A 14,817-nucleotide genomic window follows, 5' to 3' on the forward strand; every position below is an offset into this window, starting at 1 on the left:
GCAGGTCAGACAGGGATCAGGAGCCCTGACCGCCGCACTTATTGGTCTTGGTGTTGTAGTTGCCGCACTTCTTGCCGACCCAGTCGCCGATCAGGTCCTTGGAGCCCTCGAGCTCCTTCGACCAAGCGTCACCAGCGACAAGGCCCGGCGTCTTCCACACCACGTCGAACTGGCCGTTGGCTTTGATTTCGCCGATGAACACCGGCTTGGTGATGTGATGGTTGGGCAGCATCTTGGAGGTGCCGCCGGTCAGGTTCTTGGCTTCGATGCCGGGCAGCGCGTCGATCACCTTGTCCGGATCGGTCGACTTCACCTTCTCGACCGCCTTGACCCACATGTCGAAGCCGATGACGTGCGCTTCCATCGGATCGTTGGTCACGCGCTTCGGATTCTTGGTGTAGGCCTGCCAGGCCTTGATGAACTTCTCGTTCTCGGGCGACTTGATCGACTGGAAGTAGTTCCAGGCGGCGAGATGGCCGAGCAGCGGCTTGGTGTCGATGCCGGCGAGTTCTTCTTCGCCGACCGAGAACGCAACCACCGGAATGTCGGTCGCCTTGATGCCCTGGTTGCCGAGCTCCTTGTAGAAGGGAACGTTGGCGTCGCCGTTGATGGTGGAGACCACCGCGGTCTTCTTGCCGGCCGAGCCGAACTTCTTGATGTCGGCCACGATCGTCTGCCAGTCGCTATGACCAAACGGCGTGTAGTTGATCATGATGTCTTCCTGCTTGACGCCCTTCGACTTCAAGTAGGCTTCGAGGATCTTGTTGGTGGTGCGCGGATAGACGTAGTCGGTGCCGGCCAGCACCCAGCGCTTCACCTTCTCGTCCTTCATCAAATAGTCGACGGCGGGGATCGCCTGCTGGTTCGGCGCAGCACCGGTGTAGAACACGTTGCGCTCGCTCTCCTCGCCCTCGTATTGCACGGGGTAGAACAGGATCGAGTTCAGTTCCTTGAATACCGGCAGCACGGACTTGCGCGACACCGAGGTCCAGCAGCCGAACACGACCGAAACCTTGTCCTTGGTGATCAGCTCGCGCGCCTTTTCCGCAAACAGCGGCCAGTTCGAGGCGGGGTCGACGACGACAGGCTCGAGCTTCTTGCCGAGCACGCCGCCCTTTTTGTTCTGTTCCTCGATCAGGAAGAGAATGGTGTCCTTCAGCGTGGTTTCGCTGATGGCCATGGTGCCGGAAAGCGAATGCAGGACGCCGACCTTGATGGTCTCCTGCGCCTTGGCGTTGGAGAACGCAGCCAGACCCAAAACCAGGCCGGCAGTGGCCGCCAGCCAGCGGCGGCGGCTCAGCGTCGCTATATCGTGAGTCAATTTTGTAAGCATGAAATGTCATCTCCCTGACGCAGGCGTTGAACGCTGCGAACGGCCCCACGGCCGCCTGCGTTAAGGGAATCGCAAGAACCATGCCATTGCTCGATGGCCGGATAAACTCCTATAATCGCTTGGAAATTCCGGCTACGCGAAAACCGCCGGCGGGAAATTTGCCTATTTGTTAGACAGTGGAAATGTATGCTTTGGGGGCAAACTATCTATTTTTTGTGCAAATGCCGCAATTTGGCTAAATTTCTTGCACGAATTTTGATCGTTTGGGTTGGCCATGCGGCACGGCGCGATCTGGCCGATCGGTTTCTTTTAACCGCGCTGGCGAGGCGCGCCGAATTCACCTTGAAAGCGGCGCGCAGGTGCTCCATATGACTGTCGTGACCTAGAGAATCATCAGGTCCCTGCGAGCCGCGTGTTCTGATCCCGTTTTGCGGTTTCTGGCTTGCCCCCTTTCAGCTAGCAAAACCGACGCCCCAAACACGCGGGTGTCTCTGACACACTCGCGCGCACCTGGCTGACATCGCCGGGCGCCTGCCTTTTTTAATGGAAAGAACCACCCTTTTGACCTCCTTTCAGGATTTCGGCCTTGCCGATCCCATCTCGCGCGCGCTCAAGGAAGAGAATTACCAGACGCCCACGCCCATCCAGGCCCAGACCATTCCCATCGCGTTGACCGGCCGTGACGTGGTCGGCATCGCCCAGACCGGCACCGGCAAGACCGCGGCGTTTGCGCTGCCGATCCTGCACCGGATCCTGGAGAACCGCACCCGGCCGCAGCCGAAGAGCTGCCGCGTGCTGGTGCTGTCGCCGACCCGCGAGCTGTCAGGCCAAATCCTCGACAGCTTCAACGCCTATGGCCGCCACATCCGCCTGACCTCGGCGCTGGCGATCGGCGGCGTGCCGATGGGCCGCCAGGTCCGCTCGGTCATGCAGGGCGTCGAAGTGATGGTGGCGACCCCCGGCCGCCTGCTCGACCTCGTCCAAAGCAACGGGCTGAAGCTGAACCAGGTCGAGTTCCTGGTGCTCGACGAAGCCGACCGCATGCTCGACATGGGCTTCATCAACGACATCCGCAAAGTCGTCGCCAAGCTGCCGATCAAGCGGCAGACGCTGTTCTTCTCGGCCACCATGCCGAAGGATATCGCGGAACTCGCCGAATCCATGCTGCGCGACCCTGCGCGGGTGGCGGTGACGCCGGTGGCCTCGACCGCCGACCGGATCACCCAGCGCATCATCCAGGTCGATTTCGCGGCCAAGCCGGCGGTGCTGGCGCAGCTTTTGAAGCAGGAACCGGTCGACCGCGCGCTGGTCTTCACCCGCACCAAGCACGGCGCCGACAAGGTGGTGAAGGTGCTGGCCAAGGCCGGCATCGAAGCCAATGCCATTCACGGCAACAAATCGCAGAACCACCGGGAACGCGTGCTGGCGGCGTTCCGCTCCGGCGAGATCCGCACGTTGGTCGCCACCGACATTGCCGCCCGCGGCATCGATGTCGACGGCATCAGCCATGTCGTGAATTTCGACCTGCCCAATGTTCCCGAAACCTATGTCCACCGCATCGGCCGCACCGCGCGCGCCGGCGCCGAGGGCGTGGCGATCTCGCTGATCGCGGGCGCCGAGGAAATGGGCTATCTGCGCGACATCGAGCGGCTGATTCGCATCGCGCTGCCGCGGGAAGACCGAAGGACGCCGGGCCACCGTGATGCGGCGCCGGCCCCCGCCCAGCACCGGGGCGGACGGCCCGGAACACGTGTCCATGCTAGCCGTTCCCATGAACCGGCCCCAAGCGCAAAAGGCCCTCGCCGACACCGCCGCGGTGGTGGTAATAATGCGCAGCAGCCGAACAGGCACGAAGCGCCGCGGCCGGCGCAGCAGGGCGGCAAGAGCCAGGCCGGCCACAGCGAAGGCATTCAAGGCGTCGCCTTCTTGCATCGCGAGAGCCGTCCGAATAATCAACCGAACCGTAACCACCGACCGCAGCGCTAGCCTCAATCGACCTGGAGACCACCATGGCTAAAGAAGAGCTGATCCAGTTCGAAGGACTGGTGACCGAAATTCTCCCCGACGCGCGCTATCGCGTGCAGCTCGATGCCGGACACGAGATTGTTGCCTATACCGCGGGCAAGATGAAGAAGAACCGGATCAAGACGCTGGCAGGCGATCGCGTGACGATCGAGATGTCGCCGTACGATCTGGAGAAGGGTCGCCTGATCTTCCGACACAAGGACGAGCGTCCGTCGACACCGGGCGCCCCACGTGGTGGGCCGCCGCGCGGCGGTCAGTTCCGCCGCCGGTAAACAGATCGTAAACGCCCTCGAAATCGCGCCCGACGCGGCCGCGTCGCGCGCGAGCGGGGGCGGCTGGCCGGCCGAATCAAAAAATCGCACGTCAGGATTGTTTTGAACCCTACTATCGAATAATATTAGGTATCGATTTTCGGCCGGACGACATTAGCTATCCACCGGTACAGCCGGTTTAGACGCTGACGACCCTTCCAAAAATTCGATCTCACCAGCCCATCGAAAGGTGGGCTACGACTTGTCTATCTGAGAAGGGACTACCCCAGTGAGCATGGGAACCGTGAAGTGGTTTAACGCTACCAAGGGCTATGGCTTCATCCAGCCGGATGACGGCGGCAATGACGTGTTCGTGCACATCAGCGCTGTCGAGCGTGCCGGCCTCGGAACGTTGCGTGAAGGCCAGAAGATCTCCTACGAAATCGTGGCAGATCGCCGCTCTGGCAAATCTTCGGCCGACAATCTGCGCGCCGCCGGATAAGCGATTTTCCGGGGCATGCGCGTCCCGGAGGTCGCTCCTGAATAAATCAAAAGGCCGCGCTTTTGGCGCGGCCTTTTTCTTTGTGATTCTTTTCGACGCACTCATCCAATCCGGGCGCGGCGTGTCACTTCGTGGAGCAGTCCTCTTTGTACTTCACGCAAATCCCCTGGCGCGGACGGGTGTAGGAGACGTCGCTGAGCGTGATGCCACTCACCTTGTTGATGAACCAGGCGGCGCTGGGCACGTATTTGTACTTGACCTCGCTGTAGATCAGATAGGTTCCGCCGATCTTGAGAGCATCCGGGATCTCGATGATGTCGCCCGGCGAATGCGCTTCGGCGCCCTTGCTCCACTGCACCCGCGCCTTCTTCGTGTCCGGGTGGATCCAGAGTTCCGAGATTGTGCCCTGCACCGGCGTCGACGAATAGGGCGTCATGATCGCCTTGCCGGCATTGAAGAAGTTGGTCAACTTCGCGTCGTCGACCTCGCTGTTTTGCGACGTCAGGTCCGAAAGCGTGCGCGCCATGATCGTCACCTTGCGGTCGACGGCAACGCCCGCGGCAAACTCGTTGGTTCCAATGAACAGCATAGCCATGAGCGGGATGATCATGGCGAATTCGATCGCGGCGAGACCGCTGTTGTTCCTGCGCAGAGCGGCAACGTGGCGCCGCAGGCGCAACAACCATATCGATGACAGCATTTTCGTTTTCATGGAAACGCTCATGAGCAGGTAACGCCGGGGGTAGGAAACGGCTCGTTCTGGAATGCAGCGGTGGCGGTCAGAAGACGCTTGCCGTTGGCCAGGTTCGTCAGATTGAAGCCGAGCCCGGGGACGAACACCGGCCATGGATAGAACAGCCGCACCACAACCACATCGCCGTCCTTGCCGGGACAGTATTTCGTGTCGTCGATGAAGACCTTCGCAGCGTCGATCGGTGCGTCGATGTTCACACCGGCAAACGACGGATAGCTCCGCACATCGATCGAGACACCGTTCGCGCAATCGAACATCACGACGAGCTTGGCGCAAACGAGATCCTTGAACTGCTCCTTGGTATATTTGATGTCCTGCGCCTGGCCGGTCATGACCAGGCGGGCGGTATCCTGCGTCACGGTTTCGAGGATCTGGCTAGCAAAGAACACCAGCGCCAGTTCGATGATCGCGAACAGAACGGCCAAGAATATCGGCGCAACCAGTGCAAACTCGACAACGGCCGACCCCCTTCGGTTGCGACCAAACCGGCGCAGGATGTTTGTCTTGGAAGCTGTGGAAGGCGGCATCGAAGGGACCTCAGAACCCGAGGGGAATTGCCGCGAAAACCTATCCGAAACTGATTGTTGAATTGTTTCGTCCGATGCAGACAGAACGGCCTGCGCCGTTAAGCGGATATTAACCGCGCTGGAAGACCAGCGCCTACGCTGCCCGCCGAACGGAACGCCGAGCCGTGCGCAACCGGTTCAGTTCATTTGCCGCCCGCGGACCCGGCGGCTTGGCTGGAGAGCGAGCCGGCCTGATCAATGGCGGTCCTGAAGTAGCCGTCGCCGTCACCAAGGGTGACCCGGCGCTGGCAGATCGGCATGCAGCTATAGGATTCGCGTTCGACGCCGCGGTAGACGGTGACGAGCTGATCGGTCGGGCCTTCGACCTGGATCTGGCGGTCCACCAGCACCTCGCCGTTGCGGTCCATGGCGATGAAATTGGTCGCGCCGTAGCCCTTGCCGGTGACGACGACGATGCCGCCGCTCTGCAGGGTGACGTCCGCAATCAACGGATTTCCAACCACGATGGTGGAGACCTTGGCGGGAAGCTTCACGAGCTTCGCCTGGTCGACATAGACGGCGATTCGGTCGGGATCGGGCGAGGCCAGGCCGACGGCCGGCCACAACAGCATCCCTGCAACGAGGAAACGCAATCCAAAACGCGCACGTGCGCGAATACGCGGGAACTTGAACGACATACTTTACCCCGGGGCATCAACAAGCCGGCGATGGCGATACGCAGCGGAACCGGCGCCCGACAAGGTGAATCTGACGACAATTCATGAACAAACGGCAAATAGGCGCCACCGTGCGGCAAGAAATCCGCCGCCGGCCTATTTGCGGAACGGGTAAGCCAGTTGCCCAATGATTTCGCGCGGGAACGAGGACTGATCGTCGACGCCGTACTGCTCCGGCAGGCGATCCGACGGCATTCGGAAGGTCCCGAACAGGATGTCCCAGAGCGGAAAGGTGCCGGCAAAATTGGTGTCCCCGCCCTCCTCGCGGGAGGTGTGGTGCCAGCGGTGAAACACCGGCGTCGCCACGACGTATTTGAAGGGCCCCAGCGTCCAGTTGAGGTTGGCGTGAACGAATGCCGAATGGAAGATGTTGAACGGCCCGAGCCAGAGCATCACGCCCGGCGAAATGCCGGCGGTCAACAGCGCGACGTCGACCCCGATGGTACCTAACAGCAGGTTGACGGGGTGGAAGCGTGCCGCCGAAATCCAGTCCACATCTTCCGACGAATGATGAATGGCGTGGTATTTCCAGAACCCGCCGCCATGAAACATGCGGTGCAGCCAGTACATCATGAAGTCGGCCACGACCAGAAACAGGATCGCCTGCAGCCACAACGGCATCCTCGACAATGGGCCGTGGCCGTTGTCGTAGAAGGCGATCAGTTCGTCGGCGTCGTGAATTCCAAACAACAAAGCGGCGCCGAGCACCAATAATCCGATGCGGAACACGCGCGCGAACAGCGGCACCAGAAACCAGTAGCAGATGTCGGTGACGAGTTCGCGCTTGCGCCACCACGGCTTGCCGGGATTGCAGGCCCAGAAATGCGAAAGCAGCGAGAACACGAGCGCCAGCGCGATCGTGACCGGCACCACCTTGGCCATGGTCTGGCCCAGCATTTCCACGACTTCGATCGGCAGGTTCATCCGGCTCGCGTACCAGAATCCCGGCTTGTCCGCCAGTTCGCCTCCCGGAGATCGGCCGGATCAGTGAGTGGTGCGGACGTGCAGCACTGCGTTCTCGTCGGCGTAGGCGCGCCGCCAGCCGCTGATATTGTCGAGCAGGCTGACCGCCGGGGTGTGCGGCGTCAGCAGTACGGCGTCGATGTCCCAGGTCCTGAGAATGTCGAGAAACTGGTTGACGTCCTTGAGCTGCATGGCGCGGTAGTAAGCCACGTCGAAGGCTTCGCCATAGAGCTCGGCGCGTCCGTCGACGAATACGGGAATCTGCCGCCAGATCAGATAGCCGCCGAACGGAAGGTCGTTGAGAACCCGCTTCGGACTATGCGCCTTCAGCGCATCCACGGCCGCGGAAGGCGACTGGCTTTCCGGCGGTGCAAATGTGGTGTTGACCGCGAGCAGCCATGTCCAGCCGCTGAGCAGGACGATTACCGCGGCCATCACAGACATCGAAGCGCCGGCGCGGGCGGGCCAGGCCGGCCGCAGCGCGAACTGCGACGCCACCGGCGCGAGCACCACGATCGGCAGCAACAACGCGAAGATCTCGACGTTCCGGACGTGCGACAGCGCCATGTGCAACAGGCCGAGCACCAGCGCGATCCGTGGCGGCGTGAGCTTGACGCCGCCGTGAAGCGCGCCGGCGATCAGTGTAAGAATCGCCATCTCGAACGCGCCGAATTTACTGAAGTCCGCCGGCTTCCATTCATAGATCAGATGCAGCAGCTCGCCGAGATCAAGAATCTTGCGTACGGCAAGGATCGATCCCCAGCCGTAAGGCGTGGCGCAGCAGGCCACCAGCGCGCCGATGCCGAATGCCGCCCAACGCAGCGCCAGCGACCTTTGCTGCGCCCGATCGGAGTTCCACAGCGCATCGAGCGCGAAGGCGCCGACCAGCACCAGGCCAAATACGAATCCGCCGTGCAGGTTCGCCCACAATGCGATCAAGAGCAAAAGCCATGGCGACGGCGCCTGGCCGCGCTCGCTCGCCGACATCAGCCCGTACGCCCATGCCAGCATGATCGGCAGCACCAACACGTGCGGGCGCGCCAGAAAATGGCCCATCGAGAGCACCAGCGCCGCGATCGCGACCGCGACCGCATAGGTCGCGGGAATGCGGCGGCCGAGAATATGGGCGAACAACGCAAAGGTTACGGCGATAGAGGTCGCGGCGAGAACCACCGGTCCGGTCCAGCCCGCCAGACTGTAGCTCACCGCATACAGTACCTGCGACAGCCAGGACGATGATGTCCAGGGCTCTCCGGTCTTGGTGAAAGAATAGATATCGACGCGTGGCAAAGCGTGGTGGTCGAGGATCCACTGGCCCACGGCGATCTGCCAGTAGGTATCGGAATCCTTCAGAAGCCATCCACCGATCAGTACCAGCGCGTAGACGGCGATGCCGAGCCAGAGCCATGCCGGGACATCGCCAAGGCTGAAGGCTTTGGCCCGCTGGATCGTCCCGGCTTCAGTGCTCATACGAAATGACCGGCCGGATTATTGACGGAATGGATAAGCCAATTGTCCGCCGATCGCGGTCGGGATCTCCTGATCGTCTACGCCATAGCCCTCGGGCAGCAGGTTCTCCGGCATGCGGAACGTTCCGAACAGAATGTCCCAGAGCGGGAAGGTGCCCGCGAAATTGGTATTGCCGCCCTCCTCGAGCGATGTGTGATGCCAGCGATGGAAGACCGGCGTGGCAAGCACATACTTCAACGGTCCAAGCGTCCAGTTCAGGTTGGCGTGAACGAAGGCGGAGTGGAAGGTCGTGAACGGCCCGACCCAGAGCATGATGTTGGGAGAAATGCCCGCCATCAGCAGGATGACATCGACCAGGATCGTTCCGATGAACAGGTTGACGGGGTGAAACCGCGCAGCCGAGATCCACTCGAGATCTTCAGAGGAATGATGGATGGCATGATACTTCCAGAACCCGCCACCGTGAAACATGCGGTGCAGCCAGTACAGCATGAAATCGGATGCAACGAGAAACAACAGCGCCTGCACCCAGAGCGGAAGCTGCGCCAGCGGTCCATGGCCATTGTCGTAGAATGCGATCAGTTCGTCGACTTCGTGAATGTTGAAGACGACCGCAGCGCCGAGCACCAATAGTCCGATGCGGAAGATGCGCGCGAACACCGGTACGAGAAACCAATAGCAGATGTCGGTGATGAGCTCGCGCTTGCGCCACCAGGGTTTGCCCGGATTGCAGGCCCAGAAATGCGAGAGTACCGTGAACACAAGGGCGAGCGCGATCGTGACAGGAACGACCTTCGCTATCGTCTGGCCCACTACCTCGATGACTTCCATTGGCAAACCGGACATGACGACCTCGTTCAATCGGACACCGCAAGGCGTATCCGCTCGCGCTTAAGGAGCCGTGAATCAAAGGCGTCGGTCGACGAAGCCGCGCTTGCATTTTATCGGATGCCTTAATGCGGTGTTTACTGTGCTCAAGAACTGCAAGTTCCGAGCATTTTTGCGGGATCGAATTAACTGCGCCGAAATTGTCGCACCCTAGGGTGACGCCATGGTCACGGTGCTGAGAACGCCGGCAGACCAAACTTAAGTTCGACCAGCCACGTGTGTACACAGGAGTTATCATGAAGAATCTCGTTTCGCGTTTCGTGAAGGATGAGTCCGGCGCCACCGCCATCGAATACGGTCTGATTGCCGCCGGCATCGCGATCGCGATCATCACTGCCGTTCAGGGCGTCGGTACCAAGCTGGGGACCAACTTCAACGCGATCTCGACCTCGCTGAAGTAAGCGAAGCCTCACGTAGGTGCTTTAAAGGCCCCGGCATTGCCGGGGCCTTTATCGTTATTGGCCTTGACCGATCGCCGGACGACAGCGTTGCTGCGGAGCATGCTTTACGCTTCGTTGAAAGTGGGCCGCTAGCCTGTCCTCTCCCCAACGTCCGAGTTTCGAATGACAGTCAACGAGAGGATGATGCTCCAAAGCGCTGTCCGACCGGGTACATGGCGCGACGATGCCATGCTGGGACTGGCAGGGGCTCTGCTGGCGCTCGGCCTGCACGCGCTGGCCGGTTTCCCGACGCTCGCCGTCGCCAACGGAGACAATGACAGCCTGCTTCGGCTGGTCGAGATTCGCGATTTCATCGGCGGGCAGGCGTGGTTCGACCTGCACCAGTACCGGATGGGCCCACCAGGCGGCTTCGTCATGCATTGGTCACGCCTTGTCGATGCGCCGATCGCGGCTGTTATCCTTGTCGTATCCGCCTTGACCGGAAAGCTGGCGGCAGGCGAAACCGTGGCGCTGTTCGCCTGGACGACCCCGTTGATGGCGGCCGCGCTGACTTTTTCGCTGCGGATCGCACGCTCCGTCGGTGACGAGTGGACGATCATGCCGGCGTTCATCATCTGCGCCGCGGCGCCCCACTTCAGCGGCGTCTTTGCCCCCGGCAATATCGACCACCACAATATCCAGCTCACGCTCTGCCTCGCCGCCATAACCGCCCTGATCGTTGGACGAGGTTATGTTGCCGGGATCGCTGCAGGCGCCGCCTGCGCGCTGATGCTGGCCGTCGGCATGGAAACGCTACCCTATGTGGCCGTTGCCGGGCTGACCGCAGCGGCAATGTATCTGCTGGGTGATCGCCCCGAGGCCGCCAAGGCGGTCGGCTTCGGAATGGGCCTCGCCGGCGGTGGCCTTGCCGCGTTCGTTGCCACGGTGCCGACCATTAGCTGGCTCTTGCCGCATTGCGACGCCTATTCGATCCCGCAATTCTCTGTAGCGGCGATATCCGGAATCGGCCTGGCAGTAGCTGCAGTCTCTCCCATCCTCGCCCACAGCTTCGGCAGAAGGCTCACCGCGCTGCTTGCGCTCGGTATCGCGGTTGCCGCAGTGGCGGTGACCGCTTTTCCACAGTGCCTCGCCGATCCCTATGCCGGATTGGATCCGAAGCTGCAGCAGTTCTGGTTGAATCAGGTGACTGAGGCGCAGCCGTTCTGGCGCGTGCTCTCCGACAACTGGGTCAAGGCCGCCGGCTTTTACGTTACACCCATCCTCGCGCTGATCGTGCTCGGGCTGCGGCTGCGCCGTCGTAGCAACGGGGCTGGATGGATGCTGATGGCATTGCTGACTGCAGCTTTCGTTGTCAGCCTTTGGCAGGTGCGCGGGGCCACTTTCTCGCTGCCGCTCGCAGCCATTGCGCTCGCAGGCTGGGTCGGCGACTGGCGACACCGCACGGCGTTGTCGTCGGACCGGTTCTCCTCGCCGCGGATGGCGTTGGTCTGGCTGGTTTCCCTGAATGTTACCTGGAGCGCGGCCGCCCATGCGGCGTCGGCGGCCCTCGGAGAGACGGAGCGCGCGGCTTCGCCGGCGGGCACTTGCGAGCGACCTGCCGATTACGCCCTTCTCGCTGCGCAGCCGCCGACCACCGTACTTGCGATCTCCAACCTTGGGGCGCCGATCCTTGCGCGCTCGCCTCACCGCGCGCTGGCTGGGCCCTATCACCGCAACGTCACCGGCAACCTGCTCACGCTCGACGCCTTCACGGGCACGGCCGAGCAGGCGCTGACCACGGTCCAGAACAACCGGATTGGACTTGTCGTCTTCTGTCGCGGCAACGCAGAAACCGCACTGCTGGCCGGGCAAGCGCCCACCGGCCTTCTCGCTGCGCTGGCCCGCGACGAGCCGCCGGACTGGCTCGAGAAGTTGCCGCAGGACGCCAGCCAGCCGCTCGATATCTATCGGGTCCGGCCGCAACCCTGATGTGCCGTTTTCCGATCGTTTACCTGTCGTCAATAGGCTGCGCCGACGCGCGAAGCGCTTTCGCAACTCAATGGGCCGTTACGCCATGATCCTCGATACCGCCCGCCTCCTGCTGTTTCCGGCCCTGATGGCGTTCGCAGCCGCGAGCGACCTTTTCACCATGACGATTTCGAACCGGGTGTCGCTGGCGCTGATCGCGGGCTTCGTTGCGCTTGCGGCGTTCGGCGGCATGGGTCTGCACGACATGCTGCTGCATTTCGGCGCCGGCGCCACCGTTCTCGTCGTGGCCTTTGCCTGCTTCGCGATGGGATGGGTCGGCGGCGGCGACGCCAAGGTCGCGGCCAGCGTGGCGCTCTGGTTCGGCTTCGACCATCTCCTCAACTATCTCGTCTATGTCTCGCTGCTCGGCGGAGCGCTGACGGTCCTGCTGATTCAGTTCCGGCAATGGCCGCTACCTTCCCTGCTCACGGGACAAGCCTGGCTGAACCGGCTGCACGACAGGCAGAGCGGAGTCCCCTATGGCATAGCGCTCGCGCTCGGCGCGCTGATCGTCTATCCGGAAACCGAATGGATCAAGGCGGTCGACCTCACTCACCTCGCGATGCGCTGATCCGGCGTCGCTAACTTTCCGTTAAGGCAATTTACACACGCCTCATTAACCATGCTTTGACGAATAGCTGGTCAACTCCCATCACAGCGACGGAAGCGTCGCAGCGTAATGTGGAAAGTGAGCGCGTATGAAATCCGCACGCATTGTGGTCCTGGCCATCGCGATCGGCGCCGGCGGCATTGCCGCATATCTCGCCAGTGGGTCCGACGACAAGTCTGCCCCGGCGCAGCCGGTCGTGCAGATGCAGACCGTCGATATTCTCGTCGCGAAATCGGATATCGGCCTCGGCCAGTCGGTCAAGCCGGACGATCTGCAATGGCAGACCTGGCCGGCCGCGACCGCCAGCAGCAATTTCATCAGCCGCGCCAGCAAGGCCGACGCCGTCAAGGAGATCACCGGCTCGATCGCGCGCGCGCCGTTCATCGCGGGCGAGCCGATTCGCGAGCAGAAGCTGGTGAAGGCCGACGGCTCCGGTTTCATGGCGGCGATCCTGCCCGCCGGCTACCGGGCCATTTCCACCGAAATTTCACCGGAAACCGGCGCCGGCGGCTTCATCCTGCCGAACGACCGCGTCGACGTGATTCTAACCAAGCGCGAGAAAAATCCGGACGCCAAGGGCCCGGACGTCTCCCATTCGGAGATCATTCTCACCAACATTCGCGTTCTCGCGATCGACCAGGCGCCGAAGGAAAAAGAAGGCGCCAGCTCGCTGGTCGGCAGGACAGTCACCCTCGAGGTGAAGCCCGAGCAGGCCGAAACGCTGGCGCGGTCGCGCCAGAGCGGCACGCTGACGCTGGCGCTGCGCAGCATTGCCGACATCAAGGCGGTCGAAAAGCCGGACGAACAACTCAACAAGCCCGGCGAAAGCCTCAACGTCGTTCGTTACGGCGTTGCCAGCCAGCAGACGATGCAGAAGTGACCGAAAGGACGCACGATATGAAGTGCAGGGAAATTCAGCCGATGATGCGAACGTTCATCGTCCGCGCCCTGTCGTTTTCGGCCGTGGCTGCTCTCTCGCTCAATCCGGCGCTGACGCCGGTGGCGGCGAGCGACTATCGCGTCGCGCCGATGTCCGCCGACGGGCAGATGAACGCGCGCTTCGTTTCGCTCGGGATCGGCAAATCCATCGTGATCGACCTGCCGCACGAGATCAAGGACGTGCTGGTTGCCGATCCGAAGATCGCCAACGCCGTGGTGCGTTCGACCCAGCGCGCCTATGTCATCGGCGCCGCGGTCGGCCAGACCAATATCGTTTTCTTCGATTCTACCGGCGCGCAGATCGCGGCCTACGACATCGCCGTCAAGCGCGACCTCAACGGCGTGCGCGCCGCGCTGAAGCAGTCGGTGCCGAATTCGGACATCCAGATCGACGGAGTCGGTGACGGCGTGCTATTGAGCGGCAGCGCGGCGACCCCGGTCGAGGCGCAACAGGCCGCCGACATCGCCGCCCGCCTGGTGGGCGGCGCCGAAAAGGTCGTCAATTCGATCGTAGTTCGCGGCCGTGACCAGGTGATGTTGAAAGTCACGCTCGCTGAAGTCCAGCGCTCGGTCATCAAGCAGCTGGGCATCGATCTCAGCGCCAGCATGACCTACGGCACATCCGTTGTTAGGTTCACCAACAACAACCCGTTCACCGCAAACAGTGCGCCGCTCGTCCCCGGCAACTCCCTTACCGGGACTTTCGGCACGATGCCATCCGTGCAGGCGACGCTGCGTGCGATGGAGAGCGCCGGCGTGGTCCGGACCCTTGCCGAGCCTAACCTCACGGCCATTTCCGGCGAGTCCGCGACCTTTATCTCCGGCGGCGAATTTCCAATTCCGACCGGCGTGACCTGCCAAGCAACAACGGCCGGTGGCATCGGACAATGCGTCCAGACCGTCAGCTTCAAGAAATTCGGCATCTCCCTCAACTTTACGCCGGTCGTGCTGACGGAGGGACGGATCAGCCTTCGGGTGATGACCGAAGTGTCGGAAGTCTCGACCGAAAACGCTCTGACTGGCGGCCAAAATGGAACAACCATTCCGTCGATCAAGACCCGCCGCGCCGAGACGACGCTGGAAATTCCGTCCGGCGGCGCGATGGCGATGGCCGGCCTGATCCAGGACCAGACCAAGCAGGCGATCAACGGTCTTCCGGGTCTGGCGCAACTGCCGGTTCTCGGCACGCTGTTCCGCAGCCGCGACTTCGTCAACAACCAGACCGAACTGATGGTTCTGGTCACACCCTATGTGGTGCGCGCGGTGGCGCAGAAGGACCTGTCGCGTCCCGATGACGGCTTTGCCAGCGCGTCGGATCCGCAGGCTGACCTGCTCGGCAGCATCAATCGTATCTACGGCGTTCCCGGCCGCGTCGAGAAGGCGCGGAATTATCGCGGCACCTACGGCTTTATTACGGACTGAGGCGGGACG

15 protein-coding genes are annotated in these 14,817 nt (G+C 62.1%); 8 read left to right on the forward strand and 7 right to left on the reverse strand.

All coding sequences use genetic code 11. The features are described from left to right. Positions 1-16 precede the first annotated feature (16 nt). Positions 17-1,333, reverse strand: coding sequence for an urea ABC transporter substrate-binding protein (gene urtA / locus V1277_RS10785; protein ID WP_334365194.1), 1,317 nt, complete (start codon positions 1,331-1,333; stop codon positions 17-19). 543 nt (positions 1,334-1,876) lie between these two features. Here urtA and V1277_RS10790 point away from each other — a divergent pair. The 3 genes from V1277_RS10790 (at position 1,877) to V1277_RS10800 (ending at position 4,111) form a co-directional block, all read left to right on the forward strand. Further along, complete coding sequence (locus V1277_RS10790; protein WP_334416129.1) at positions 1,877-3,319, forward strand: DEAD/DEAH box helicase; 1,443 nt, start codon at positions 1,877-1,879, stop codon at positions 3,317-3,319. A 23-nt stretch (positions 3,320-3,342) separates the two neighbouring features. Then, complete coding sequence (gene infA, locus V1277_RS10795) at positions 3,343-3,630, forward strand: translation initiation factor IF-1 (protein ID WP_247834591.1); 288 nt, start codon at positions 3,343-3,345, stop codon at positions 3,628-3,630. Between the two features lie 268 nt (positions 3,631-3,898). Beyond that, positions 3,899-4,111, forward strand: coding sequence for a cold-shock protein (locus V1277_RS10800; protein ID WP_002714433.1), 213 nt, complete (start codon positions 3,899-3,901; stop codon positions 4,109-4,111). Between the two features lie 124 nt (positions 4,112-4,235). On the opposite strand, the gene V1277_RS10805 is transcribed toward V1277_RS10800, so the two are convergent. From V1277_RS10805 to V1277_RS10830, 6 genes are all read right to left on the reverse strand, one after another. Beyond that, on the reverse strand, positions 4,236-4,823 hold the full coding sequence (locus V1277_RS10805; protein ID WP_334416130.1) for a TadE/TadG family type IV pilus assembly protein: 588 nt from the start codon (positions 4,821-4,823) through the stop codon (positions 4,236-4,238). Between the two features lie 8 nt (positions 4,824-4,831). Next, on the reverse strand, positions 4,832-5,392 hold the full coding sequence (locus V1277_RS10810; protein ID WP_334416131.1) for a TadE/TadG family type IV pilus assembly protein: 561 nt from the start codon (positions 5,390-5,392) through the stop codon (positions 4,832-4,834). A gap of 182 nt (positions 5,393-5,574) precedes the next feature. Further along, on the reverse strand, positions 5,575-6,069 hold the full coding sequence (locus V1277_RS10815) for a pilus assembly protein N-terminal domain-containing protein (protein ID WP_442894469.1): 495 nt from the start codon (positions 6,067-6,069) through the stop codon (positions 5,575-5,577). 135 nt (positions 6,070-6,204) lie between these two features. After that, positions 6,205-7,032 carry a sterol desaturase family protein gene (locus V1277_RS10820; RefSeq protein WP_334416132.1) on the reverse strand — a complete coding sequence of 276 codons (828 nt, stop codon included), beginning with the start codon at positions 7,030-7,032 and terminating at the stop codon, positions 6,205-6,207. A 60-nt stretch (positions 7,033-7,092) separates the two neighbouring features. Next, on the reverse strand, positions 7,093-8,541 hold the full coding sequence (locus tag V1277_RS10825) for a hypothetical protein (protein ID WP_334416133.1): 1,449 nt from the start codon (positions 8,539-8,541) through the stop codon (positions 7,093-7,095). An 18-nt stretch (positions 8,542-8,559) separates the two neighbouring features. Beyond that, on the reverse strand, positions 8,560-9,387 hold the full coding sequence (locus V1277_RS10830) for a sterol desaturase family protein (RefSeq protein WP_334416134.1): 828 nt from the start codon (positions 9,385-9,387) through the stop codon (positions 8,560-8,562). A 278-nt stretch (positions 9,388-9,665) separates the two neighbouring features. Between V1277_RS10830 and V1277_RS10835 the strand changes: the two genes are divergently transcribed. The 5 genes from V1277_RS10835 to V1277_RS10855 all read left to right on the forward strand — a co-directional run bounded on the left by V1277_RS10835 (position 9,666) and on the right by V1277_RS10855 (position 14,808). Further along, positions 9,666-9,830 (forward strand): Flp family type IVb pilin, encoded by a 165-nt coding sequence (locus V1277_RS10835; RefSeq protein ID WP_334416135.1) that lies wholly within the window; start codon positions 9,666-9,668, stop codon positions 9,828-9,830. A gap of 183 nt (positions 9,831-10,013) precedes the next feature. Beyond that, positions 10,014-11,798: a GtrA family protein gene (locus V1277_RS10840; RefSeq protein WP_334416136.1), complete on the forward strand. Its 1,785-nt coding sequence runs from the start codon at positions 10,014-10,016 to the stop codon at positions 11,796-11,798. 85 nt (positions 11,799-11,883) lie between these two features. Beyond that, positions 11,884-12,408, forward strand: coding sequence for an A24 family peptidase (locus tag V1277_RS10845; protein WP_334372605.1), 525 nt, complete (start codon positions 11,884-11,886; stop codon positions 12,406-12,408). Positions 12,409-12,535: 127 nt separating this feature from the next. After that, a complete protein-coding gene (gene cpaB, locus V1277_RS10850) occupies positions 12,536-13,327 on the forward strand; it encodes a Flp pilus assembly protein CpaB (RefSeq protein WP_334372604.1) in 792 nt (263 codons plus the stop codon). Positions 13,328-13,344: 17 nt separating this feature from the next. Next, on the forward strand, positions 13,345-14,808 hold the full coding sequence (locus tag V1277_RS10855; protein ID WP_334416137.1) for a type II and III secretion system protein family protein: 1,464 nt from the start codon (positions 13,345-13,347) through the stop codon (positions 14,806-14,808). Positions 14,809-14,817 lie beyond the last annotated feature (9 nt).

This window comes from Bradyrhizobium sp. AZCC 1588 (genome assembly GCF_036924735.1).
Lineage (GTDB): Bacteria > Pseudomonadota > Alphaproteobacteria > Rhizobiales > Xanthobacteraceae > Bradyrhizobium.

Coding starts and splice junctions, on each gene's coding strand:
- urtA (WP_334365194.1), bottom strand. CDS start 1,333: ATGCTTACAAAATTGACTCACGATATAGCGACGCTGAGCCGCCGCCGC.
- V1277_RS10790 (WP_334416129.1), top strand. CDS start 1,877: ATGGAAAGAACCACCCTTTTGACCTCCTTTCAGGATTTCGGCCTTGCC.
- infA (WP_247834591.1), top strand. CDS start 3,343: ATGGCTAAAGAAGAGCTGATCCAGTTCGAAGGACTGGTGACCGAAATT.
- V1277_RS10805 (WP_334416130.1), bottom strand. CDS start 4,823: ATGAAAACGAAAATGCTGTCATCGATATGGTTGTTGCGCCTGCGGCGC.
- V1277_RS10810 (WP_334416131.1), bottom strand. CDS start 5,392: ATGCCGCCTTCCACAGCTTCCAAGACAAACATCCTGCGCCGGTTTGGT.
- V1277_RS10815 (WP_442894469.1), bottom strand. CDS start 6,069: ATGTCGTTCAAGTTCCCGCGTATTCGCGCACGTGCGCGTTTTGGATTG.
- V1277_RS10820 (WP_334416132.1), bottom strand. CDS start 7,032: ATGAACCTGCCGATCGAAGTCGTGGAAATGCTGGGCCAGACCATGGCC.
- V1277_RS10825 (WP_334416133.1), bottom strand. CDS start 8,541: ATGAGCACTGAAGCCGGGACGATCCAGCGGGCCAAAGCCTTCAGCCTT.
- V1277_RS10830 (WP_334416134.1), bottom strand. CDS start 9,387: ATGTCCGGTTTGCCAATGGAAGTCATCGAGGTAGTGGGCCAGACGATA.
- V1277_RS10835 (WP_334416135.1), top strand. CDS start 9,666: ATGAAGAATCTCGTTTCGCGTTTCGTGAAGGATGAGTCCGGCGCCACC.
- V1277_RS10840 (WP_334416136.1), top strand. CDS start 10,014: ATGCTCCAAAGCGCTGTCCGACCGGGTACATGGCGCGACGATGCCATG.
- V1277_RS10845 (WP_334372605.1), top strand. CDS start 11,884: ATGATCCTCGATACCGCCCGCCTCCTGCTGTTTCCGGCCCTGATGGCG.
- cpaB (WP_334372604.1), top strand. CDS start 12,536: ATGAAATCCGCACGCATTGTGGTCCTGGCCATCGCGATCGGCGCCGGC.
- V1277_RS10855 (WP_334416137.1), top strand. CDS start 13,345: ATGAAGTGCAGGGAAATTCAGCCGATGATGCGAACGTTCATCGTCCGC.